Source organism: Enterobacter sp. JBIWA003 (assembly GCF_019968825.1).
In the GTDB taxonomy this organism is placed as follows: Bacteria; Pseudomonadota; Gammaproteobacteria; order Enterobacterales; family Enterobacteriaceae; genus Enterobacter; species Enterobacter quasiroggenkampii.
The window spans coordinates 4,963,009-4,986,379 of sequence record NZ_CP074170.1 but is presented as its reverse complement, the minus strand read 5'-3'; the positions used below and the strand labels follow the sequence as shown (position 1 = coordinate 4,986,379).

The 23,371-nt window shown below is 54.8% G+C and carries 18 protein-coding genes; 7 read left to right on the top strand and 11 right to left on the bottom strand.

All coding sequences use genetic code 11. The features are described 5' to 3' along the window. Nucleotides 1-24: 24 nt before the first annotated feature. The 3 genes from KGP25_RS24160 to dsbA all read left to right on the top strand — a co-directional run bounded on the left by KGP25_RS24160 (nucleotide 25) and on the right by dsbA (nucleotide 2,007). Nucleotides 25-294: a YihD family protein gene (locus KGP25_RS24160; protein ID WP_008501866.1), complete on the top strand. Its 270-nt coding sequence runs from the start codon at nucleotides 25-27 to the stop codon at nucleotides 292-294. A gap of 75 nt (nucleotides 295-369) precedes the next feature. Further along, on the top strand, nucleotides 370-1,356 hold the full coding sequence (locus KGP25_RS24155; RefSeq protein ID WP_223539721.1) for a serine/threonine protein kinase: 987 nt from the start codon (nucleotides 370-372) through the stop codon (nucleotides 1,354-1,356). Nucleotides 1,357-1,383: 27 nt separating this feature from the next. After that, complete coding sequence (gene dsbA / locus KGP25_RS24150; protein WP_045909081.1) at nucleotides 1,384-2,007, top strand: thiol:disulfide interchange protein DsbA; 624 nt, start codon at nucleotides 1,384-1,386, stop codon at nucleotides 2,005-2,007. Nucleotides 2,008-2,030: 23 nt separating this feature from the next. Here dsbA and KGP25_RS24145 read toward each other — a convergent pair whose 3' ends face one another. Further along, entirely contained in the window at nucleotides 2,031-2,939 is a 909-nt protein-coding gene (locus KGP25_RS24145) for an acyltransferase (protein ID WP_223539719.1), read from the bottom strand. A 440-nt stretch (nucleotides 2,940-3,379) separates the two neighbouring features. On the opposite strand from KGP25_RS24145, the gene polA reads away from it, so the two are divergent. Then, entirely contained in the window at nucleotides 3,380-6,172 is a 2,793-nt protein-coding gene (polA, locus tag KGP25_RS24140) for a DNA polymerase I (protein ID WP_048226809.1), read from the top strand. Nucleotides 6,173-6,484: 312 nt separating this feature from the next. Here polA and yihA read toward each other — a convergent pair whose 3' ends face one another. After that, the gene (gene yihA, locus KGP25_RS24135; protein WP_048226811.1) at nucleotides 6,485-7,114 is read right to left on the bottom strand and encodes a ribosome biogenesis GTP-binding protein YihA/YsxC; all 630 of its coding nucleotides are present in this window, start codon (nucleotides 7,112-7,114) and stop codon (nucleotides 6,485-6,487) included. Between the two features lie 577 nt (nucleotides 7,115-7,691). Between yihA and yihI the strand changes: the two genes are divergently transcribed. After that, the gene (gene yihI, locus KGP25_RS24130) at nucleotides 7,692-8,207 is read left to right on the top strand and encodes a Der GTPase-activating protein YihI (RefSeq protein ID WP_014885763.1); all 516 of its coding nucleotides are present in this window, start codon (nucleotides 7,692-7,694) and stop codon (nucleotides 8,205-8,207) included. A 188-nt stretch (nucleotides 8,208-8,395) separates the two neighbouring features. Next, the gene (gene hemN, locus KGP25_RS24125) at nucleotides 8,396-9,769 is read left to right on the top strand and encodes an oxygen-independent coproporphyrinogen III oxidase (RefSeq protein WP_048226815.1); all 1,374 of its coding nucleotides are present in this window, start codon (nucleotides 8,396-8,398) and stop codon (nucleotides 9,767-9,769) included. 100 nt (nucleotides 9,770-9,869) lie between these two features. On the opposite strand, the gene KGP25_RS24120 is transcribed toward hemN, so the two are convergent. The 4 genes from KGP25_RS24120 to glnA all read right to left on the bottom strand — a co-directional run bounded on the left by KGP25_RS24120 (nucleotide 9,870) and on the right by glnA (nucleotide 14,144). Further along, nucleotides 9,870-9,980: a YshB family small membrane protein gene (locus KGP25_RS24120; protein WP_032622955.1), complete on the bottom strand. Its 111-nt coding sequence runs from the start codon at nucleotides 9,978-9,980 to the stop codon at nucleotides 9,870-9,872. A 110-nt stretch (nucleotides 9,981-10,090) separates the two neighbouring features. Then, on the bottom strand, nucleotides 10,091-11,503 hold the full coding sequence (gene glnG / locus KGP25_RS24115) for a nitrogen regulation protein NR(I) (protein ID WP_023309765.1): 1,413 nt from the start codon (nucleotides 11,501-11,503) through the stop codon (nucleotides 10,091-10,093). Between the two features lie 11 nt (nucleotides 11,504-11,514). Beyond that, nucleotides 11,515-12,564, bottom strand: coding sequence for a nitrogen regulation protein NR(II) (gene glnL, locus KGP25_RS24110; RefSeq protein ID WP_032644301.1), 1,050 nt, complete (start codon nucleotides 12,562-12,564; stop codon nucleotides 11,515-11,517). A gap of 170 nt (nucleotides 12,565-12,734) precedes the next feature. Beyond that, a complete protein-coding gene (gene glnA / locus KGP25_RS24105) occupies nucleotides 12,735-14,144 on the bottom strand; it encodes a glutamate--ammonia ligase (RefSeq protein WP_008501856.1) in 1,410 nt (469 codons plus the stop codon). Nucleotides 14,145-14,522: 378 nt separating this feature from the next. On the opposite strand from glnA, the gene typA reads away from it, so the two are divergent. Further along, nucleotides 14,523-16,346: a ribosome-dependent GTPase TypA gene (gene typA, locus KGP25_RS24100; RefSeq protein ID WP_023331638.1), complete on the top strand. Its 1,824-nt coding sequence runs from the start codon at nucleotides 14,523-14,525 to the stop codon at nucleotides 16,344-16,346. Nucleotides 16,347-16,425: 79 nt separating this feature from the next. Here the strand turns inward: typA and ompL are convergent, their stop codons facing one another. From ompL to yihS, 5 genes are all read right to left on the bottom strand, one after another. Then, nucleotides 16,426-17,112: a porin OmpL gene (gene ompL, locus KGP25_RS24095; RefSeq protein ID WP_003861929.1), complete on the bottom strand. Its 687-nt coding sequence runs from the start codon at nucleotides 17,110-17,112 to the stop codon at nucleotides 16,426-16,428. Between the two features lie 74 nt (nucleotides 17,113-17,186). After that, on the bottom strand, nucleotides 17,187-18,611 hold the full coding sequence (locus KGP25_RS24090) for an MFS transporter (protein WP_069719765.1): 1,425 nt from the start codon (nucleotides 18,609-18,611) through the stop codon (nucleotides 17,187-17,189). A gap of 42 nt (nucleotides 18,612-18,653) precedes the next feature. Continuing rightward, on the bottom strand, nucleotides 18,654-20,036 hold the full coding sequence (locus KGP25_RS24085) for an MFS transporter (RefSeq protein ID WP_223539718.1): 1,383 nt from the start codon (nucleotides 20,034-20,036) through the stop codon (nucleotides 18,654-18,656). Between the two features lie 45 nt (nucleotides 20,037-20,081). Further along, nucleotides 20,082-22,106 (bottom strand): alpha-glucosidase, encoded by a 2,025-nt coding sequence (locus KGP25_RS24080; RefSeq protein WP_223539716.1) that lies wholly within the window; start codon nucleotides 22,104-22,106, stop codon nucleotides 20,082-20,084. A gap of 16 nt (nucleotides 22,107-22,122) precedes the next feature. Then, on the bottom strand, nucleotides 22,123-23,364 hold the full coding sequence (yihS, locus tag KGP25_RS24075) for a sulfoquinovose isomerase (RefSeq protein ID WP_223539715.1): 1,242 nt from the start codon (nucleotides 23,362-23,364) through the stop codon (nucleotides 22,123-22,125). Nucleotides 23,365-23,371 lie beyond the last annotated feature (7 nt).

The window sequence follows — 23,371 nt, the reverse complement described above, 5'->3', positions numbered from 1 at the left end:
ACTCTAAATGAAAGGAGCACCACCATGAAATGTAAACGTCTGAATGAAGTTATTGAACTCCTCCAGCCCGCCTGGCAAAAAGAGCCAGAGCTAAATCTGATGCAATTTTTACAGAAACTGGCGAAAGAGTCAGGTTTTGACGGCGATCTGGCAGACCTTTCTGACGACATCCTGATCTACCACCTTAAAATGCGCGACTCCGCCAAAGATGCTGTTATTCCTGGTATTCAGAAAGATTATGAGGAAGATTTTAAGACCGCATTGCTGCGCGCCCGAGGCGTAATTAAAGAGTAAAAGCTTGTAAGCGGCGGCACCGAAATCGCCACAAGATGATATCCTGAATCATTCGTATAATTTCCGGATGATCGGATGAACGACCAGGCTTTTACTTTCCAGACATTACACCCGGACACCATTATGGATGCCCTGTTTGAACAGGGTATTCGGGTGGATTCCGGGCTAACACCGTTAAACAGCTACGAAAACCGCGTCTATCAATTTCAGGACGAGGATCGTCAGCGCTACGTCGTAAAATTCTATCGTCCTGAACGCTGGTCCGCTGAACAAATTCAGGAAGAGCATCAGTTTGCTCACGATCTGCTGGATGACGATGTCCCCGTTGCCGCGCCCCTGAAATTCAATAACCAAACGCTCCTCACGCACGAAGGGTATTACTACGCAGTATTCCCAAGCCTGGGTGGTCGTCAGTTTGAAGCGGATAATATCGATCAGATGGAGTGGGTTGCCCGCTATCTTGGGCGTATACACCAGACGGGACGCAAAAAAGCCTTTATTGCCCGCCCGACGATGGGGATTCAGGAATACCTTCTTGAACCGCGCGAACTATTCGAAACGTCTGCAATGATCCCCGCTGCGCTAAAGGATGATTTCCTCAACGCCACCGATAAGCTTATTGCTGCAGTGAAAACCGGCTGGCGCGATGATATTTCCGTCCTGCGCCTGCATGGCGATTGTCACGCCGGGAATATTCTCTGGCGTGATGGCCCGCTGTTTGTCGATCTCGATGATGCGCGTATGGGGCCAGCGGTTCAGGACCTGTGGATGCTGCTCAATGGCGACAAAGCCGAGCAACGCATGCAGCTTGAAACCATTATTGAAGCTTATGAAGAATTTAGCCCGTTTAATTCAGACGAAATTGCCCTGATTGAGCCTTTACGTGCGATGCGTTTTGTTTATTATCTCGCATGGTTAATCAGGCGTTGGGACGATCCGGCATTTCCTCGCAATTTCCCGTGGCTTACCGGAGAGGATTACTGGCGTAGCCAGATATCTACATTTACTGAGCAGGTTAAGGTTCTTCAGGAGCCCCCTCTGCAATTAACGCCGATGTATTAATTGGACACACCCAGGAGAGAGTTAATCATGAAAAAAATTTGGCTGGCGCTGGCAGGTATGATTCTGGCATTTAGCGCTTCTGCTGCGCAGTTTACCGACGGCAAACAGTTCATCACGCTGGACAAGCCGGTCGCTGGCGAGCCACAGGTTCTGGAGTTCTTCTCGTTCTATTGCCCACACTGCTATCAGTTCGAGCAAGTGCTGCATGTTTCTGACAACGTGAAGAAAAAGCTGCCGGAAGGCACCAAAATGACCAAGTACCACGTTGAGTTCCTGGGCCCATTGGGTAAAGACCTGACTCAGGCATGGGCGGTGGCGATGGCACTGGGCGTGGAAGATAAGATCACTTCGCCAATGTTTGAAGCCGTACAGAAAACCCAGACCGTTCAGACCACTGCGGATATCCGTAAAGTGTTCGTTGATGCGGGCGTGAAAGGTGAAGAGTACGATGCCGCATGGAACAGCTTCGTGGTGAAATCACTGGTTGCCCAGCAGGAAAAAGCGGCTGCTGATCTCCAGCTTCAGGGCGTTCCGGCGATGTTTGTTAACGGCAAATATCAGCTGAACATGCAGGGCATGGACACCAGCAGCATGGATATTTTCGTACAGCAGTATGCAGATACCGTGAAATACCTGGTTGAGAAGAAGTAATTTCGTTGATGTAAAAACGCCGGTCACTGACCGGCGTTTTTGTATGAAGATTTTATCTTGTCTATCTGTTCGCCTTTCTCTTTCCAGAGCGTATTAAGCCACTGCTGGAAACGACGTTTGAAGTTCTTATCGTTTACGTAATCACCGTGCAGTTCAGCGTCAATCGGAACCAGATCGACGTGCACGACAATGCGCGTCAGTTTGCCGCTGAGCATATCGAAGAACGGTGTCCTGTCGTTTTCCGGATAGCAGAGCGTGACGTTAAGAAGTTTATCGAACTGTGCTCCCAGTACGTTAAGCGCCATCGCAATCCCTGCCGCTTTTGGCGGCAACAGGTGCTGATAAGGAGAGCGAGTTTGCTGGCGCTTCTCTTCCGTAAACCGGGAACCTTCAACAAAGTTCACGATGGTCGTAGGATGTGCACGAAACTTTTCACAGGAACGGCGCGTGGTCTCCACATCCTTACCGCGACGTTCCGGATGACGAATCAAATAGCTGCGCGAATAGCGTTTCATAAACGGCATATCGAGCGCCCAGCAGGCCAGCCCGATAAAAGGCACCCAGGCGAGCTGCTGTTTCAGGAAGTATTTGTTCATCGGGATGTGTTTGCGAAAAAGCACGCATAACACCACGATGTCCGCCCAGCTGTGGTGATTGCAGATCAGCAGGTACCAGTTCTTTTTGTTGAGACTCTCGAGCCCTTTGACATCCCACTTCAGATGCGGGTTAAGGCACAACAGGATCGCCAGCCCTTCGCACCAGCAATACATCATGAAGTTACAAAATGCGGACACGGCTCGCCACACCACGGGTACGGGCAGCAGCAGTTTAATGATCCCGGCGAGAATGATCGGCACGGAACAGGCGATCGTCACCAGGATAGTTAAAATGATGCTTAGCAGTAATGTTATTGCAGCGAGCAATCTCGACATGATGAGCTTTTTCAAATAGTTAGCTGTAAGTGAGCGACCGGCTAGTCGACGCTGGGCGCTGATTTTACCAGAAAACAGACGAATGAATGGCGCTTTCACATGATGATTTGGCGGCTTTTACCCTGGCGCAGCAGATTTCTCTGGGGTTCTGCGCTAATCAAGGCTTATATCCACATAGACTAAATTGCCATCAGTTGACCATATAGATAAGATCTAACAACATAACAGCCTGATAATTAAGATTTAAATATTACCTCATATGTGTTTTTCGCGTCTGTTATTCATATGAAGTGAAAATATTCACAAACTTATCCACAGTTTTATTTTTGCGAGCGATCCTCACGATCGCAAAATCTTTTCCTGTATCTGGCGCTAATAACTGATGTTTTCATCCTTCTGTGGCATCCTTTACTCATAAATTGATTAAAGGCACGGACATTATGGTTCAGATCCCAGAAAACCCTCTTATTCTCGTCGATGGCTCTTCTTACCTGTATCGGGCATACCATGCGTTTCCTCCTCTGACCAATAGCGCAGGGGAACCTACCGGCGCAATGTACGGCGTGCTGAATATGCTGCGCAGCCTGATCCTGCAGTATCAGCCAACCCATGCGGCCGTCGTTTTTGATGCAAAAGGCAAAACGTTCCGCGACGAGTTGTTTGAACATTACAAATCCCACCGTCCGCCAATGCCTGACGATCTGCGTGCGCAGATAGAGCCGCTGCATGCCATGGTAAAAGCCATGGGGCTACCGCTGCTGGCCGTTTCTGGCGTTGAAGCCGATGACGTCATCGGTACGCTGGCGCGTGAAGCCGAAAAGATGGGGCGTCCCGTGCTGATCAGCACCGGTGATAAAGATATGGCACAGCTGGTGACGCCAGGGATCACCCTGATTAACACCATGACCAACACCATTCTGGGGCCTGAAGAGGTCGTCACTAAGTATGGCGTGCCGCCAGAGCTGATTATCGACTTCCTCGCGTTGATGGGCGACTCCTCGGATAACATCCCTGGTGTTCCTGGCGTCGGTGAGAAAACCGCGCAGGCGCTGCTTCAGGGGCTGGGCGGGCTGGATACGCTCTACGCCGAATCAGACAAAATCGCCGGGCTCTCCTTCCGTGGTGCAAAAACCATGGCCGGGAAGCTGGAAGAGAACAAAGAGGTGGCTTATCTCTCTTATAAGCTGGCAACCATCAAAACCGATGTCGAACTGGAGCTGGGCTGTGAGCAGCTGGAAGTGCAGCAGCCTTCTGCGGACGAGCTTCTAAGTCTGTTTAAGAAATACGAATTTAAGCGCTGGACCACTGACGTGGAAGCCGGCAAGTGGCTGCAGGCAAAAGGGGCGAAACCTGCTGCAAAGCCGAAGGAGACGATTGTCGTTGATGCAGAAGAGCAGGCGGAAGAAGAAGCCGTGGCGCTTTCCTTCGACAACTACGAAACCCTTCTTGAAGAGTCGCAGCTCATTGCGTGGATCGAAAAACTGAAAAAAGCGCCGGTCTTCGCCTTTGACACCGAAACGGACAGTCTCGATAACATTTCTGCCAATATGGTAGGCCTGTCATTTGCGACAGAGCCTGGTCATGCGGCCTATGTTCCCGTGGCGCACGATTACCTGGACGCGCCGGAACAGATCTCCCGTGAGCGCGTGCTTGAGCTGCTGAAGCCGATCCTGGAAGACGAAAAGGCGCTTAAGGTTGGGCAAAACCTCAAGTACGACCGCGGTATTCTGCAAAACTACGGCATTGAACTGCGCGGGATCGCCTTCGACACCATGCTCGAATCCTACATTCTGGACAGCGTCGCGGGCCGCCATGATATGGATTCCTTATCTGACCGCTGGCTTAAGCACAAAACGATCACCTTTGAAGAGATTGCCGGTAAAGGGAAAAATCAGCTCACCTTTAACCAGATTGCTCTCGAAGAGGCAGGACGCTACGCGGCGGAAGACGCTGACGTCACGCTGCAGCTGCACCTGAAGATGTGGCCAAAGCTGCAGAAGCACGAAGGTCCGCTGAATGTGTTCCAGCATATTGAGATGCCGCTGGTGCCCGTGCTGTCCCGCATTGAGCGCAACGGCGTGAAAATCGATCCAACGGTGCTGCATAACCACTCCGGGGAACTGGCGCAGCGTCTGACCGAGCTGGAGCAAAAAGCGCATGAGCTTGCAGGCGAGCCGTTTAACCTCTCTTCGCCGAAGCAGCTGCAAACCATTCTGTTTGAAAAGCAGGGCATCAAGCCGCTGAAGAAAACCCCTGGTGGTGCGCCTTCAACCTCTGAAGAGGTGCTGGAAGAGCTGGCGCTGGATTACCCGCTGCCAAAAGTGATTCTGGAGTACCGTGGTCTCGCGAAGCTGAAGTCTACCTACACTGATAAGCTCCCGCTGATGATTAACCCGAAAACGGGCCGCGTGCACACCTCATACCATCAGGCTGTCGCGGCGACCGGTCGTCTCTCGTCAACCGATCCCAACCTGCAGAACATCCCGGTACGTAACGAAGAGGGCCGCCGTATTCGCCAGGCTTTCATCGCACCAGAGGATTATCTGATTGTCTCGGCGGACTACTCGCAAATCGAACTGCGCATTATGGCGCACCTGTCCCGCGACAAAGGCCTGCTGAGCGCTTTTGCCGAAGGGAAGGATATCCACCGGGCGACTGCAGCCGAAGTCTTCGGTCTGCCGCTGGACAGCGTAACCAACGAACAGCGCCGCAGCGCTAAGGCGATCAACTTTGGGCTGATTTACGGCATGAGTGCATTTGGGCTTTCGCGCCAGCTCAACATTCCGCGTAAAGAGTCGCAGAAGTATATGGATCTCTACTTCGAGCGTTATCCGGGCGTGCTGGAATATATGGAACGTACCCGCGCGCAGGCGAAAGAGAAAGGCTACGTTGAAACCCTGGACGGCCGCCGTCTCTATTTACCGGACATCAAATCCAGCAACGCCGCGCGCCGTGCTGGCGCAGAGCGTGCCGCGATCAACGCCCCGATGCAGGGTACTGCGGCGGACATTATTAAGCGTGCAATGATCGCCGTTGATGCCTGGCTCGAGAAAGAGAAACCGCGCGTGAAAATGATCATGCAAGTACACGATGAACTGGTATTTGAAGTGCACAAGGACGACCTCGACGCCGTGTCGAAGAAGATCCACGAACTGATGGAAAGCAGCATGACGCTGGACGTGCCGTTGCTGGTGGAAGTGGGAAGTGGTGAAAACTGGGATCAGGCTCACTAACGGTTCTTCGCATAACGCGCTGTTTATGTAAGTTTGCAACATAAGAACGCGCGTTTTGTGACGATCATTAGAATTCCCTATGTAAAGAATGAAAAAAAACTACAAAAAGTGCTTTTTCTGCAGCACAAAAAGGGGTAGAGTTATCGGCGTAGGGTACAGAGGTAAGATGTTCTATCTTTCAGACCTTTTACTTCACGTAATCGGATTTGGCTGAATATTTTAGCCGCCCCAGTCAGTAATGACTGGGGCGTTTTTTATTGCGGCAAAGAAACTTTCGGGCAAAAAAAAGCGCGGCCATCGCCGCGCCCGGTATTACTCTTCTTCCGCTTCCGTCGCGGGTTCCAGCTCGTTAAACCAGGTGTCGAGCTTTTGACGCAGCTTGTCCACGCCCTGCTTTTTCAGCGAGGAGAACGGTTCAACCTGCACATCCCCGTTGAACGCCAGCACCGCTTCGCGAACCATATTCACCTGCGCTTTACGCGCGCCGCTTGCCAGCTTATCGGCTTTTGTCAGCAGTACCAGCACGGCGATATCGCTTGCCACCGCCCAGTCGATCATCTGCTGATCCAGATCTTTCAGGGGATGGCGAATATCCATCAGCACCACCAGACCTTTCAGGCACAGGCGTTTTTCCAGGTATTCACCCAGCGCACGCTGCCACTTGATTTTCATCTCTTCGGGTACCTGCGCGTAACCGTACCCCGGTAAGTCGACCAGGCGTTTGCCCTCTGCAACTTCAAACAGGTTGATCAGCTGGGTACGGCCAGGTGTTTTTGAGGTACGCGCCAGGTTCTTCTGATTGGTCAGCGTATTCAGGGCGCTGGATTTCCCCGCATTAGAGCGGCCAGCAAAGGCCACTTCAATACCGGTATCAGAGGGGAGGTGGCGAATATCGGGCGCACTGGTGACAAAATGCGTCTGTTGGTAGTTCCAGGTAGTCACGTGGTCGTCTCCAAAATCGTAATCTGAGGGGGATTATACCTGAATGCAGGCAAAAGGCTTTTCTGATTGCTATGCCCTGTAGACGAATGCCCCCACCGGTGTGAGAGATCGGCCAGTGATGCTATGGGAGATTTCAGAGAATTCGCAGGCGTTAAAAAACGCAAACTGTTTTAAATCATAAGCTTATTTTCGGGTAATTGTCTGAAAATCTCTTTTTATACCGTTTCGTTGCTTGTTAGTTTAACGGAACAAGGTAAAGTGTGCGTCAGGGCGAGGAAGCCAACAGGAAATCGACTTAAGGATTAGGGTCAGGAGCGCCAGGAGGCGAAGACGCAGGATTGTCAGGACGACCAGCGCCTGGAGGCGTTTTAACAGGAAATGGAACCGTATCACGGACGGTATTAGCCAAGGGATAAACAGGGTTTGTTGTTGGCAAACATGGAATGTCTGACCCGCTAAGGGTTGTGAGTCAGGAAAAAAGGCGACAGATTGCTCTGTCGCCTTTTTTCTTTGCTTGCTTTCTGCTAGATTTCGCCGCAATTCTATACTGAAGAAAACGACTTAAAGATAAAACATCATGAAAAAACCAACCTCCGCTGCGGGCGCGAAACGCCCTGCAAAAGCACGCCGCAAAACGCGCGAAGAACTGAACCAGGAAGCGCGCGACCGCAAACGCGACAAAAAACATCGCGGTCATGCTGCGGGTAGCCGTGCCAACGGTGGTGGTGCAGCGGGCGCTTCTGCAAAAGGCAAACAGCAGAAAGATCCTCGTATCGGCAGTAAAACTCCCATTCCACTGGGCGTGACAGACACCCCGGTCACTAAGCAGCACAAACCAAAGAGCGAGAAACCTATGCTTTCACCGCAGGCTGAGCTGGATTTGCTGGAGAACGATGAGCGCCTGGATGCGCTGCTGGAACGTCTTGAAGAGGGTGAAACCCTGACCGCTGAAGAGCAGTCATGGGTGGATGCCAAACTGGATCGCATCGACGAGCTGATGCAGAAGCTGGGTCTGTCTTATGATGATGAAGACGACGAAGAAGAAGACGAAAAGCAGGAAGATATGATGCGTCTTCTGAAGGGTGGAAACTAACATTTGCACCCGGCAGGCACGATAGTCCTGCTTATAACCCTTCCGGTTATATGTTATCTGGTGTGGTTATTCGTTAAACTACGGCGGTTGTCGCGGCGACAGAAGTGGCTGCGCACCCGAATGATGGCCCGCAATGGGGTCAGAACGGGCCGCCGTATACGAACGCGACACCAACGGAAGGAGTGAGCATGTCAGCACCAACTATCGACTGGGATTTGGCCCTAATCCAGAAATATAACTATTCCGGGCCGCGTTATACGTCATACCCCACCGCGCTGGAGTTCTCCGATGCCTTCGGCGAGGGGGATTTTCAGCAGGCTGTTGCGCGCTATCCTGAGCGTCCGCTGTCGCTCTACGTCCATATTCCGTTCTGCCACAAGCTTTGCTATTTCTGCGGCTGCAATAAAATCGTGACCCGCCAGCAGCATAAAGCCGACCAGTACCTTGACGCGCTCGAACAGGAAATTGTGCATCGCGCGCCGCTGTTCAAAGGCCGTCACGTCAGCCAGCTGCACTGGGGCGGCGGTACGCCAACCTATCTGAATAAAGCGCAAATCAGCCGCCTGATGACGCTTCTGCGCGATAATTTCAGTTTTAACGACGACGCAGAAATCTCGATCGAAGTCGATCCGCGTGAAATTGAGCTGGGTGTCCTCGATCACTTACGCGCCGAAGGCTTCAACCGCCTGAGCATGGGCGTGCAGGATTTCAATAAAGAGGTTCAGCGTCTGGTGAACCGCGAGCAGGACGAAGACTTTATCTTTGCCTTACTCAACCATGCGCGTGAAATTGGCTTCACCTCGACCAATATTGACCTGATTTATGGCCTGCCAAAGCAAACGCCGGAAAGCTTCGCCTTCACGCTGAAGCGCGTGGCCGAACTCAACCCGGACCGTCTGAGCGTCTTTAACTACGCGCATCTGCCGACGCTGTTTGCCGCCCAGCGTAAAATCAAAGATGCCGATCTGCCTTCTGCCCAGCAGAAGCTGGATATCCTGCAGGAAACCATCACCTCGCTGACCGACACCGGCTACCAGTTTATCGGCATGGATCACTTTGCCCGTCCGGACGACGAACTGGCGGTCGCTCAGCGCGAAGGGGTCCTGCACCGCAACTTCCAGGGCTACACGACCCAGGGCGATACCGATTTGCTGGGATTGGGCGTCTCCGCCATCAGCATGATCGGCGACTGCTACGCGCAAAACCAGAAAGAACTGAAGCTGTATTACCAGCAGGTTGATGAGACGGGTAACGCGCTGTGGCGCGGCATCGCATTAACGCGCGATGACTGTATCCGCCGCGATGTGATTAAGGCGCTTATCTGCAACTTCCGTCTCGATTTCAGCGACGTGGAAGCGCAGTGGGCGCTGAACTTCAGCGATTATTTCGCGGAAGACCTGAAGCTGCTGGCGCCGCTGGCGAAAGACGGGCTGGTGGATGTGTCGGAGAGCGCGATTGAGGTCACGCCAAAAGGGCGTCTGTTGATCCGCAATATCTGCATGTGCTTCGACGCGTATCTGCGTCAGAAAGCGCGTATGCAGCAGTTCTCGCGGGTGATTTAAACTGCAATGCCGGGTGGCGGCTTCGCCTTACCCGGCCTACAAAAGTGCGAAATGTAGGCCGGGAACGCGAAGCGCCACCCGGCTTTTCATCGCCAACTCGCTAGCTAAACAGCCCAACCAGCGCCGCGCACAGCACCGCCGCAACGGCGGTTTGTGGCGTGTGGCTTTCAGCGGCTCCGCTAGAGAGCATATTCACGAATGTTTCCAGCATGATGTTCACCCCCAATTTCCGGGCACGATCATACAAAACTCATCGGAACAGTAAAGCGCAAAATAACGGCAATTTGCGCTCAATTAATAACCTTTACACAAGCGCGGATATTACTCCATTCCCAGCTCTTTCAGCTTGCGCGTCAGGGTATTGCGTCCCCATCCCAACAGGCGAGCGGCTTCCTGCTTGTGGCCCTGCGTATGACGAAGCGCGGTAGTTAACAGCGTACGCTCCATCTCAGGCTGCGCTTCAGACAGCAGGTTTTGATGACCGGAACGCAGCGCGCGGTCGGCCCACTGCGCCAGCAGCGTTGCCCAGCTGTCCGGCAAAGCATGCCCGGTGCTGCTTTCAGGCGCGGTCGCTTCAAACAGCTCGGCCGGTAAATCCTGAATCAGCACTTCCTGCCCGGCGGCCATCACGGTTAACCAGCGGCAGGTGTTTTCCAGCTGACGCACGTTGCCCGGCCACGCCAGGCGCGTAAGGGCAGCATCGGTTTCCGGGTGAAGCTGCTTGGCCTCCACACCCAGCTCGCGGGCGGCTACCTGCAGGAAATGGCGCGCCAGGCGGGGAATATCTTCCCGGCGTTCACGCAGCGGCGGCAGATGAACGCGAATGACGTTCAGACGATGGAATAAATCCTCACGGAATTTGCCTTCCTGCACGCGCTGCTCCAGGTTCTGGTGGGTCGCGGCGATAATACGCACGTCCACCTTCACCGGCGCATAGCCGCCCACGCGGTAAAACTGTCCGTCCGCCAGCACGCGCAGCAGACGGGTCTGGACATCCAGCGGCATATCGCCGATCTCATCCAGGAACAGCGTGCCGCCGTCTGCCTGTTCGAAGCGCCCCTGGCGAATGGTATTTGCGCCGGTAAACGCCCCTTTTTCGTGCCCGAACAGCTCGGATTCAATCAAATCCTTCGGGATCGCCGCCATATTCAGGGCAATGAACGGTGCTTTTGCCCGGGGGCTGTGGCGATGCAGCGCATGCGCCACAAGCTCTTTACCGGTTCCCGATTCGCCGTTAATCAAGACGCTGATGGACGAGCGGGACAGACGGCCAATAATGCGAAAGACGTCCTGCATCGCCGGCGCTTCGCCGATGATGTCGGTGGTTGGCCCAAAATCGGGCGCGTGGCGCGGCTGCTGCTGCTCCTGATAATGGCTAATCGCGCGCTCGACCAGCGCCACCGCCTCGTCGATATCAAACGGTTTTGGCAGATAATCGAATGCCCCTTGCTGATAGGCGCTCACCGCGGCATCCAGATCGGAGTGTGCCGTCATTATGATGACCGGAAGCATAGGGTGGCGTTGTTTGATCTGCTTTAACAGCGCCAGCCCGTCCATGCCCGGCATGCGAATATCCGACAGCAGAACATCGGGCGTTTTGGTGGTGAGTGCGTCGAGCACTTCGCTGCCGCTCTCAAACGTCGTGCAGCTTAATCCCGCCCCCGTGAGCGCGCGTTCAAGCACCCAACGGATGGAGCTATCGTCATCGACTACCCAGACTATCCCTCGTTGCATAAACGTCACCTTTATTTTTTAATCGGCAGGAAAACCGAAAACTCGGTATGTCCCGGCCAACTGGTAAATTCAATTTTTCCAGAGTGTTGATCGATCAAACTGCGGGCAATGGATAAGCCCAGGCCGGTTCCGCCTTCGCGACCGCTGACCATCGGGTAGAACAGGGTGTCCTGAAGATGCGATGGAATGCCGGGCCCGTTATCCTCGACGTCGATTCGGGCCGCAAGCCGGTAGCGCACGCCGTGTAACGTGAGCTGGAAGGCGGTACGGGTGCGTAAAATAATCTCGCCCCCGTCAGGCCCCAGCGCCTGCAGGGCATTGCGCACAATGTTCAACAGGACCTGCTCAATCTGATCCGGGTCATGGGCCAGTTCCGGCAGGCTTGGGTCGTAATCACGTACCAGCGTGACGTTCTCTGGCAGCTCCATCGAGACGAGCTTCACCACCCGTTCAGCCACTTTATGGATGCTTTCTGTGACGTGCATTCCCGGCTGCTGTGGCCCGAGAAGGCGGTCAACCAGATTCCGCAGACGGTCCGCCTGCTCAATGATGACGTTGGTGTACTCCGCCAGCGCAGGGTCGGGCAGCGCCTTGGTCAGAAGCTGCGCCGCACCGCGTAATCCGCCCAGCGGGTTTTTGATTTCATGCGCCAGACCGCGCACCAGGTCTCGGGCGGCAATTTGCTGTGCATGCTGAAGCTGTTCCTGGCTCAGTCGGCGCTGATTATCCATCGGCGCCATTTCCAGCAGGATCAGGCCTTCGGGAAGACGTTGCGCGGTCAGCGACAGAATGTGCGAACGCCCGTCGATCACCAGCGTCACTTCGTTATCGGTGAAACCCTGGCCTGCCTGTAAACTTTCCTGCATCAGGCCAATATTCAGCGAAAAATAGCTCAGGAGTTCCGGAAGTGGGGTGCCGAACAGTTTACGTGCGCTTTGGGCGAGCAGCTGCTGTGCCGCCGGGTTGGCGTAATGAACGGCCAGCTCGTCATCGACCAGCAAAATGCTGTTAATCAAAGAATTGAGGATCTGCCCAGCATCGGGCAGCGTGCCAGTTGCCATTCAGCAGTCTCCTGGAGTCATTTGCACTAATTTAGTGCAGTATAGCGTTTTCGGCGTCAAAAGCGCGTGAGATCAGATTGTTGGTGGAGAAAAAAGCCCATCCGGAGATGGGCTAAAAGTTTCCACGGCAACTACTCCCGGCGCTTGTCACGCCGGGTAAAACAACTTAATTAAACGCTGTAGTACAGTTCGAACTCAACCGGATGCGGAGTCATACGCACGCGGTCGTTCTCTTCAGTGCGCAGCGCGATGTAAGCATCGATAGCGTCGTCAGTGAATACGCCACCTGCAGTCAGGAACTCGCGGTCTGCGTCCAGCGCCTGCAGGGCTTCTTCCAGAGAGCCAGCAACCTGTGGGATCTCTTTCGCTTCTTCTGGCGGCAGGTCGTACAGGTTTTTGTCCATCGCTTCGCCCGGGTGGATCTTGTTCTTGATACCGTCCAGACCGGCCATCAGCAGTGCTGCGAAGCACAGGTATGGGTTAGCCGCTGGATCCGGGAAGCGCACTTCGATACGACGCGCTTTAGGAGACGCCACCACCGGGATACGGATAGAAGCAGAACGGTTACGCGCAGAGTAGGCCAGCATCACTGGCGCTTCGTAGCCCGGGACCAGACGCTTGTAGGAGTTGGTGGTTGGGTTCGCCAGGGCGTTGATCGCTTTAGCGTGTTTGATTACGCCGCCAATGTAATACAGCGCCTGCTCGGACAGACCGGCATATTTGTCGCCAGAGAACAGGTTGGTGCCGTTCTTGGACAGAGACATGTGGCAGTGCATACCGGAACCGTTGTCGCCAAACATTGGTTTTGGCATGAAGGTCGCAGTTTTACCGAAACGGTGCGCAACGTTGTGCACAACGTATTTGTAGATCTGAATTTCGTCCGCTTTTTTGGTCATGGTGTTGAAGCGGGTAGCCACTTCGTTCTGACCCGCCGTCGCCACTTCGTGGTGGTGCGCCTCAACAACCAGGCCCATCTCTTCCATCACCAGACACATGGTGGAACGAATGTCCTGTGCAGAGTCGACCGGAGGAACCGGGAAGTAGCCGCCTTTCACGCCTGGACGGTGACCTTTGTTACCACCTTCGTATTTGGTGGAGGAGTTCCATGCGCCTTCGATGTCGTCGATAGCCACGTGTGAGCCAGAAATAGACGCACCGAAACGGATGTCATCGAACAGGAAGAACTCTGGCTCTGGCCCGAACAGAACGGTGTCTGCGATGCCGGTAGAACGCAGGTACTCTTCAGCGCGTTTCGCGATGGAACGTGGGTCGCGGTCGTAGCCCTGCAGGGTGCCTGGCTCGAGGATGTCGCAACGGATGATCAGGGTAGGTTCTTCGAAGAACGGATCAATGACCGCAGTGGTCGCATCTGGCATCAGAACCATGTCGGATTCGTTAATGCCTTTCCAGCCACCAATGGAGGAGCCGTCAAACATTTTGCCTTCTTCAAAGAATTCGGCGTTCACCTGATGAGCAGGGATTGTGACGTGCTGTTCTTTACCTTTGGTATCGGTGAAGCGCAGATCAACAAACTTCACTTCATGTTCGTTCAGCATCGTCAAAACGTGTTCAGCGGACATACTTAACTCTCCAGATTGGTCATTGTCGTCGTGGTAACGAGGTCTTCAATTTCTGTTTGTACTGGCTGGTGCCATGTATTTTTTATAAAGCGAAATCTGTGCCAACTTTTAAAACACCCCAAAAAGGCGTTATCATGCGCACCATAGTGCAAAAGGGCTGCACCACGATGGATTTGTTGCACCAGTATAGTGCTTCAATGTGAACATTGAGCACCATATTGGTGCAATTTACGTTAAAGTGCCCTTTTACCGCTCCGTGAAAGCGATCACAAAGCATCTCTGCAATACTTGTTTGCGGGGGATGTTTGTGATCCTGTTTTGTAGTGCGATTAATCCGTGTACAATAACGCGCTATTTCTAAATGCCTGAGGCAAAGTTGTGATCGAAAATTTGCGTAACATCGCCATCATCGCGCACGTTGACCATGGTAAAACTACCCTGGTCGATAAGCTGCTGCAGCAATCCGGTACGTTTGATGCGCGTGCCGAAACCCAAGAACGCGTGATGGACTCCAACGATTTGGAGAAAGAGCGTGGGATTACCATCCTCGCGAAAAACACCGCGATTAAATGGAATGACTACCGTATCAACATCGTTGATACCCCAGGGCACGCCGACTTCGGTGGTGAAGTTGAACGTGTAATGTCCATGGTAGACTCCGTTCTGCTGGTCGTTGACGCAATGGATGGCCCAATGCCACAGACGCGCTTCGTGACCAAAAAAGCATTTGCCCATGGTCTGAAGCCAATCGTTGTTATCAACAAAGTTGACCGCCCTGGCGCGCGTCCTGACTGGGTTGTTGACCAGGTATTCGACCTGTTCGTTAACCTCGACGCGACCGACGAGCAGCTGGACTTCCCTATCGTTTACGCCTCTGCGCTGAACGGTATCGCAGGTCTGGACCACGAAGACATGGCTGAAGACATGACCCCGCTGTATCAGGCGATTGTTGACCGTGTTCCTGCGCCAAACGTCGATCTCGACGGCACCCTGCAGATGCAGATCTCTCAGCTCGATTACAACAACTACGTTGGCGTTATCGGCATTGGTCGTATCAAGCGCGGTAAAGTGAAGCCGAACCAGCAGGTCACTATCATCGATAGCGAAGGCAAAACCCGTAACGGTAAAGTTGGTAAAGTACTGACTCACCTGGGTCTTGAGCGTATCGAGAGCGACATCGCTGAAGCGGGCGACATCATCGCTATCACCGGTCTGGGTGAACTGAACATCTCCGACACCATCTGCGATCCGCAGAACGTCGAAGCGCTGCCAGCCCTGTCCGTTGATGAACCAACCGTATCCATGTTCTTCAACGTCAACACCTCTCCGTTCTGTGGTAAAGAAGGTAAGTTCGTTACCTCTCGTCAGATCCTTGACCGCCTGAACAAAGAGCTGGTGCACAACGTTGCGCTGCGCGTTGAAGAAACCGAAGACGCTGATGCATTCCGCGTTTCGGGTCGTGGTGAGCTGCACCTGTCTGTTCTGATCGAAAACATGCGTCGTGAAGGTTTCGAAATGGCGGTTTCCCGTCCGAAAGTTATCTTCCGCGAAATCGATGGCCGTAAACAAGAGCCGTTCGAAAACGTGACGCTGGACGTTGAAGAGCAGCACCAGGGGTCTGTGATGCAGGCTCTGGGTGAGCGTAAAGGCGACCTGAAAAACATGAATCCAGATGGCAAAGGCCGCGTACGTCTCGACTACGTGATCCCAAGCCGTGGCCTGATCGGCTTCCGTTCTGAGTTCATGACCATGACTTCAGGTACCGGTCTGCTGTACTCCACCTTCAGCCACTACGACGACGTGCGTCCGGGTGAAGTGGGCCAGCGTAACAACGGCGTGCTGATCTCCAACGGTCAGGGTAAAGCGGTTGCGTTTGCGCTGTTCGGTCTGCAGGATCGCGGTAAGCTGTTCCTGGGTCACGGTGCTGAGGTTTATGAAGGCCAGATCATCGGTATTCACAGTCGTTCTAACGACCTGACCGTAAACTGCCTGACCGGTAAGAAACTGACCAACATGCGTGCGTCCGGTACTGACGAAGCAACGGTTCTGGTTCCACCGATCAAGATGACTCTGGAGCAGGCTCTGGAATTCATCGATGATGACGAACTGGTCGAAGTGACTCCACAGTCCATTCGTATCCGTAAACGTCACCTGACCGAGAACGATCGTAAACGTGCTATGCGCGGTGCGAAAGAAGACTAATACGGTTAATCCGTAGGCCGGGTAAGCGCATGCGCCACCCGGCAACGAAAAAGCCGCTGAGCGATCAGCGGCTTTTTTATTAGAACGAATACCGTAAACCTAAACGGATCCGGTACTGCTCCCGGTTGTAATCATTCCACCTGTCCAGCCACTGCAGTTCGAGGTACGGCAGCCAGTTTCTGTCGATTTTATAGCTGAACTTGTTGGTAATTTCCCAGTGATGATCTTTGCCATTTTTGCTGTGGTAATCATTCACCCGCTGGAAAAAGTGCGGCTCAAAGGTGTAGAAAAACGCATCCGTCACTTTGAAATTCCAGTAGTTGGCAAATTCGTGCGTGTCGTTCTTATCCATCTGCCCGTTATAGTCCGGCGTATCGTAGTTGTTATGGTTATAGCGATAGCGGAACGTCAGATTAAACCAGTCTGTAAATTTGTAGTTGGTATCTAAATAAACCGCACCGCCGGACCCTGCGCTGCTGTCGTTAATCAACCCACCGGGCTGGAAAGTGAGTTTGTCGGTCGGCTTAAAGAGCGGATACCACCCCTCGATTTCGTTATAGCTGTGCTTAAGTTCATCCCATTTACCTACGTTATAGGCGTTGGTGAACATCAGTCCCGCGCCCATATCGAAGTTATAGCCCGCACGCAGGATCACCTCGTGCAGCTCTGAGGCCGTATTGTAGGCTTCGCGGGTTTCGACATAGGCCCCGGCAAATACCGGGCAGGACACAGACGACACGATCAGTACAGTGATGATTCTTTTCATAATTTGTCCATGTATCAGGTACAGAAAGGCCTCCCTCCTGATAAACAGGAAGGACATAGTGGCCGGATTTATTGTTATAAAGTGACTGCTGACGCTTTATTGTTGGTGGTTATCTCAGGGGTATTCGCGGTTTGTTTCTTCCGTTTTCCAATCTCCTCGATAATAAAGGCGAAGCGCGCTTCGTTGAGTTTATAAAACAGCCCCATGGTCACGGCAGCAACAATCGCCAGGCCGCACGGCCAGAGGAAAATAAGCTGACGCAACCCAAGCAGCGTGCCCGCGCTCTGCACTGCATGGGGAACGTAGCCAATCTGGGTCAGCATAATCCCGGGCAGGAAACCGGCGAGCGCGGCGGAGATTTTGCGCGAGAAGGTATAGCCGGTATACACCGACCCTTCGGCGCGAATGCCGGTTTTCCACTCGCCGTAATCGACGGTATCCGGCACCAGCGCCCAGTTCAGGCTGTTCACAAACGCGGTGCCGAAGAAGGCCATGCAGGAAAACAGCACGAACAGCAGGGAGCTGGTCCCCCAGAAGAAATTCAGCACGTCGCCCACTGCCCACAGCGCCAGGCCACCCAGATAGACCGGTTTCTTGCCAAAGCGCTTCACTGCGCCGGGCACCAGAAACACGCCAATCAGGATGCAGCCCATGCTGAAAAAGCCCATCCATGACAGCAGATGCAGATCGTTCAGCACGTACTGGGTGTAATAGACCTGAATCGCTAGCTTGATGTTAAACGCGGCGAGGGTACACAGGTTGGCGATGCACAGCACCAGCAGCGGCGGATTGCGGAAAATCGCACAGAACGATTTCAGAATGCCGGGCTTGTGGTGATCGGGTGTGAGCTCCACATAGCGTTCTTTAACTCCGCTGTAGCACCACCACATGCAGAACAGACCGCCAGTGACGAACACCAGCGCGGCCACCAGATAGCCGAGGGAGGGCTGGTGGGCGAACAGCGCCTGAATGGGCATAAAGCCGACGGTGCAGAGTAACAGCCCCACCGTTGCGCCGCCCTGACGCCAGGCCGCCAGCTGCGCGCGCTCGTTCGGGTTTTTGGTGATGGCCGGGACCATCGCACCGTAGGCGCAGTTCATCAGGCTGTAGCAGAGGCCAAACATCATGAAGAGCACGGTGGCGAGCGCCGTTTTCACCGTCAGGCTAAAGTCGTTGGCCATAAACTGCGCCGTCGCGACCAGCGCCACCGGCACGGAGGCGTAAAGAATGAATGGCCGGAATTTTCCTCTTGCACCGATGTGACGCCGGGAATCGAGCAGTACGCCGGTTAGCATGTCGGTAAACGCGGTAAAAAACTTCGCCACCAGGAAAATAATGCCACCGTAGAACGCCGGCATGCCCAGTTCGTCTGTATAAAACTTCAGCAAATACAGCGTGCCAATACACAGCATCAGGTTCGAGCCAAAATCGCCCATCCCGTAGGCGCACTTCTCTCGCAGGCTCAATTTCAGGGTTAACGGATCAGTGTTATGTGTCATGGTCGATCCTCAGAGCGCCCCGCAGGGCGCTCTATCACGTCATTATGCCGTACGTTTGCGCAGTTCGATTTCTTCGACGATGCGCACATACATCTTCTCGTTGAGGTTATAGAAGCAGCCCATCGCCACGATGGTGATGACCGCCAGCAGGCTCGGGTAGATAAATATCAGCTGCCGCAGCCCTTCAACCGTCCCGGCGCTTTGCACCACGTTGGGCACGTAGCCGATCTGCGTGAGCATGATCCCCGGGAAGAAGCCTGCCAGCGCCTGGGATACCTTCCTGAAGAAGGTAAAGCCGGTGTAGACCGTCCCTTCGGAGCGCACGCCGGTGCGCCACTCGCCGTACTCCACGGTATCGGACACCAGCGCCCAGTTCAGGCTGTTCACAAACGCGGAGCCGAAGAACGCCAGGCAGGAGAACGCCACAAAGCTCACCGAGCCGCCGCCGAAGAAGTAGTTGAGCAGATCGCCCGCCACCCAAATCGTCAGCCCGCTGATGTAGACTTTTTTCTTGCCGAAGCGCCGCACCGCGCCGGGCATCATAAAGACGCCGATAAAAATGCAGCCCATGCTGAAGAAGCCCATGTACGACAGCAGGATCGGGTCGTTCAGCACGTACTGCGTGTAGTAGACCTGAATGGCGAGTTTGACGTTAAAGGCGCCCAGCGTGCACAGGTTCGCGATGCACAGGATAAACAGCGGACGGTTCCCGGCGATGGCGCGAAATGACTGCAGCAGCCCAGGTTTTTGCGCCGGGTTAGCGGGCTGCGCCTCGACGTAACGCTCGGTCACCCCCTTGTAGCACCACCACATAAAAAACAGCCCGAACAGCGAGAAGAGGGTGGCGGCAAAGATGTAGCCAAGCTGGTCATTGCCTTCAATCAGGTTCATCACCGGAACAAAACCCACGGTACAAAGCAGCAGGCCCAGCGTAGCGCCGCCCTGACGCCAGGCGGCCAGCGAGGCGCGCTCGTCCGGGTTTTTGGTAATGGCCGGTACCATCGCGCCGTAGGAGCAGTTCATCATGCTGAAGAAAAGGCCGTACAGCATGAACAGCACCGTCGCCATCACCGTTTTACCGGTGATTTCAAACGGCGTGCCGACGAAGTTGGCAATCGCCAGTAAGGTCACCGGGAAAGCCGCATAGAGTACGAACGGGCGGAATTTCCCTTTCGGCCCGATCCTGCGCCGGGAGTCGAGCATGATCCCGGTGCCCATATCGGTGAAGGCGGTAAAGAACTTCGCAATCAGGAAGATGATTCCGCCGTAGGTACCCGGCAGCCCCAGAACATCAGTATAAAACTTCAGCAAATAGAGCGTGCCGATATCCAGCAGGATGTTTGAGCCGAGATCGCCCATCCCGTAGGCGAGTTTTTCTTTAAACGGCAGTCGTAGGGTTGCCGGATCGGAAGTATGTTGACTCATTATTGTTCTCCGTCTGCCCGCAGGTTTCCCTGCGGGCGAGCCTTATCAGATATCACGTAAGGTGCTAAACAGATCTGCCCATTCGCTGTGCTGGCGGTAGAAGACCGGCGGCTTGCCGAGCGGGGCATCAACGGTCACGTCACCGCCCTGGCAGGTTTCCCCGGTCCACGCATTCACCCAGCTGTCCTGCGGCAGATAGAGCGACCAGTCGCGGCGCCCCTCTTCATAAACCGGCGCCACCAGCAGGTCGCGGCCAAACAGGTACTGATATTTCAGCGTGTAGGCGCGCGCATCGTCCTCGTAGTGCAGGAACAGCGGACGCATCACCGGCAGGCCGCTTTTTGCGTTCTGCGCGACGGCGGCTTTGATATACGGCTTCAGGGTGGTGAAGACGGAGGTCATGCGCGCGAAGTGCGCGATGGTTTCCGCGTCGCTGTCGAACTGCCAGTTATCGCCGGGGCGGTTACCCTCATGGGTACGCATCATCGGCGTAAAGGCGCTGAAGTCGCACCAGCGCAGCAGCAGCTCTTTGCTGCGCTTCATCTCGAACAGCGTGGTATAGCCGCCGATGTCGCTGTGATGCAGGCCGTGCCCGGTCATCGCCAGCGACAGCGCCGCAGGGATGACGGACGCCAGACCGTCGTCCAGGCTCCAGTCGACATTCTGATCCCCCGCCCACATCATCACCGAGTGCTTCTGGCTGCCGGTGTAGCCCGCGCGCATGAAGAACAGGATCTCGCCGAGCTTGCCGGTCTCTTCCAGCGCCTCGTAGTTACATTTGGCCCACAGGGCAGGCCAGGCGTTATGCATGATCTCCGCGCTCACGCCGTTATGCAGGAAGGTGTCGGTCGGCAGGTACTCCCCGAAATCGGCCATCCAGCCGCCGCAGCCCAGTTCGATCAGGTTCTTTTTGATGACTTCTTTGTACCAGTCGTAGGCTTCCGGGTTGGTCAGGTCGATAACGCCCGCGTAGAATTCCCCGAACTCAACGTGGTAGTCCTTGCCGTCGGCGTTTTTGGTCAGATAGCCGCGCTTCGACGCCTCTTCGCAGAGATCTTTATCGCTGGCGACGTACGGGTTGATATAGGAGAGGAACTGCACGCCTTCCTCTTTCCACTTCGCAATCCGCGCATCAAGCTGCGGATAGAGCGCGCTGTTCCACTTCCAGTTCCACATCACGCGCTTGCCGAAGGAGGTCATGCGAATGCCGGACCAGTCCTGCGCCCAGATGCCGTTCACCTTTACGCCGCCGTTACGCATGGTGTCGAGCTTCTGCTGGCACTCCTCGGTGCCGCCCTGAATGCCCAGCGTCACGCCGTCGTACACCCAGTCCGGTAGCTCTGGCTGACGCCCCAGCAGTCCGGTCAGTTTTTCCAGTAGATCGACGTACGTTTCCGCACATTCGAAGCGCAGCGTGGCGTTATCTTCCCAGAACGCCAGCTCGTGGAAGTCCGGCGCGCTGAAGTCAAAGTTCATATAGCAGCTGTTATCCACGTGGCAGTAGTACTTCTGGGTGCTCACGAAGGTAGGCTGTGGGAAGAAGGTCCAGTAGTAGTCGCCGCCCGCATTCTCTTTGCAGTCGGCCTGCCAGGTGACGTAGGTCTGCTTGTTACGGCCCACACCCTGCTCGCTGGTCCACAGCGGGAACGGCTTGCCGCGCAGATCGAAGTACGAGAACTGCTCGCCGCAGCCGTAGATATGATCGTCAGGCTGTGCTGCCAGCCGCAGCCAGATGCGGTTATGGCTGGCGGCGTCATTTTTCAGCTTCAGCTCCAGACGGCCTTCCGCATCCACGCCTACCAGCAGCGTCGCGCTCACCGCGTCGCCGCGGGTAAAGCGGATTGCCCAGCCCGCGCTTTGCTGCGTGACGGTCGCGTTCGTCAGGGCAATCTTTTCGTTGAGCTTGTCTTTGATGCTGAAGTTGCCGCGAAACATCTCGATATCCGCCTCACCTGCGCCAATCCACAGGCAAGGGGCATCCGCAGAGTGGGATAAAATCAGACGGTCCTGCCAGCGCAGGGTGAAGCCACTTTCGTTATTTTTCAGGTCAATATTGTGTAGGGTATGCATAAACACTCCGTCTTAATTATTTGGCCTGGCTGTCCAGTAATCCGGCGGCGACGGCAGGCGCTAAGCCCGGCGCCAGCGGCAGGCGAGGGATCACCAGGCAGTGCAGCAGGTGGTAAATATCCTGCTTGCCGTCCCAGACTTTGGTCGTCACTTCGTTATTGGTGTCCAGCTCCTGCCACCAGGAACCGTTTTCGTAATCCATCAGGTACTTGATGCAGTAATCCCACCACTTCTGATACCAGGCCTCGTACTGCGCTTCGCCGGTCACGGTATAGAGGGCATAGGCCGTGCCCATCGCCTCGACGATTGGCCAGCGCACGCGTTCACGCACAATAGGCTTGCCGTCCCAGCCCACGGAGTAGACAAATCCATCGGCCCCGTCGGGTGCCCAGGCGTCGCGGATGGTGGCGTGGAACAGTCCTTTCGCATCTTCCAGCAGCCAATCTGGCGGGGTTTCAAAGCGCGCTTCCAGCGCGGCGCGCAGGTGCAGCATCAGGCGGCCCCATTCAATCCAGTGCCCCGGCGTGCCACCGTAGGCACGGAAACGGTGGGCGGGGTTATCAATGTTGTAGTCGCGGATCGGGTTCCAGCTGGTGTCGAAATGCTCGTTAACGCGGTACTCCCCTTTGCGCGCCACGTCGTGAATAATCACCGAGGCGATGCGCAGGGCGCGGTCGAGCCATTTACGGTCGTGGGTCACGTCATAAACGATCAGGAAGGCTTCCACGGCGTGCATGTTGGCGTTACCGCCGCGATAGTCTTCCGTTTTGCTGAAGGCTTCATCCCAGGACTCCAGGCACATCTGCTCCTGTTCGCTCCAGAAGTAGCGCTCAATCACCTCGATGGCATCGTCCAGCAGCCTGCGCGCCTGCGGGTGGCCGGTGGTGACGGCGCTCGCCGCACCCAGCAGGACGAAGAAGTGCTGATAACCCTGCTTGGACGCATCAATCACGCCTTCATCGTTAACGCAGGCGTACCAGCCGCCGTGCTGCTTGTCGCGCAGCGGGCCGTTCAGGGCGTTAATGCCGTGCTCAACCAGGGCATACGCACCGGGACGCCCCATGTTCGCCGCCACCGCGTAAACGTGCAGCATACGCGCGGTGATCCACAGATGCGTGCCCATATCGCTACGCACCTGGCCGTTATTGCCCAGCCAGCCAAAGCCGGTCGATACGGCGGCGTTTTTACCGAAATCGAGAATGCGGTCGGTCTCTTGCTCGAGCCAGCGGTTATGGCTCAGGGTGTTAAACCATTTCATGTTCGGG

Bases quoted from the DNA above. Each gene is read 5' to 3' on its own strand.
- yihI (WP_014885763.1), top strand. From the start codon at position 7,692: ATGAAAAAACCAACCTCCGCTGCGGGCGCGAAACGCCCTGCAAAAGCA.
- KGP25_RS24160 (WP_008501866.1), top strand. From the start codon at position 25: ATGAAATGTAAACGTCTGAATGAAGTTATTGAACTCCTCCAGCCCGCC.
- KGP25_RS24090 (WP_069719765.1), bottom strand. From the start codon at position 18,611: ATGACACATAACACTGATCCGTTAACCCTGAAATTGAGCCTGCGAGAG.
- KGP25_RS24155 (WP_223539721.1), top strand. From the start codon at position 370: ATGAACGACCAGGCTTTTACTTTCCAGACATTACACCCGGACACCATT.
- glnA (WP_008501856.1), bottom strand. From the start codon at position 14,144: ATGTCCGCTGAACACGTTTTGACGATGCTGAACGAACATGAAGTGAAG.
- KGP25_RS24080 (WP_223539716.1), bottom strand. From the start codon at position 22,106: ATGCATACCCTACACAATATTGACCTGAAAAATAACGAAAGTGGCTTC.
- yihS (WP_223539715.1), bottom strand. From the start codon at position 23,364: ATGAAATGGTTTAACACCCTGAGCCATAACCGCTGGCTCGAGCAAGAG.
- glnL (WP_032644301.1), bottom strand. From the start codon at position 12,564: ATGGCAACTGGCACGCTGCCCGATGCTGGGCAGATCCTCAATTCTTTG.
- KGP25_RS24085 (WP_223539718.1), bottom strand. From the start codon at position 20,036: ATGAGTCAACATACTTCCGATCCGGCAACCCTACGACTGCCGTTTAAA.
- KGP25_RS24145 (WP_223539719.1), bottom strand. From the start codon at position 2,939: ATGTCGAGATTGCTCGCTGCAATAACATTACTGCTAAGCATCATTTTA.
- polA (WP_048226809.1), top strand. From the start codon at position 3,380: ATGGTTCAGATCCCAGAAAACCCTCTTATTCTCGTCGATGGCTCTTCT.
- dsbA (WP_045909081.1), top strand. From the start codon at position 1,384: ATGAAAAAAATTTGGCTGGCGCTGGCAGGTATGATTCTGGCATTTAGC.
- KGP25_RS24120 (WP_032622955.1), bottom strand. From the start codon at position 9,980: ATGCTGGAAACATTCGTGAATATGCTCTCTAGCGGAGCCGCTGAAAGC.
- glnG (WP_023309765.1), bottom strand. From the start codon at position 11,503: ATGCAACGAGGGATAGTCTGGGTAGTCGATGACGATAGCTCCATCCGT.
- hemN (WP_048226815.1), top strand. From the start codon at position 8,396: ATGTCAGCACCAACTATCGACTGGGATTTGGCCCTAATCCAGAAATAT.
- ompL (WP_003861929.1), bottom strand. From the start codon at position 17,112: ATGAAAAGAATCATCACTGTACTGATCGTGTCGTCTGTGTCCTGCCCG.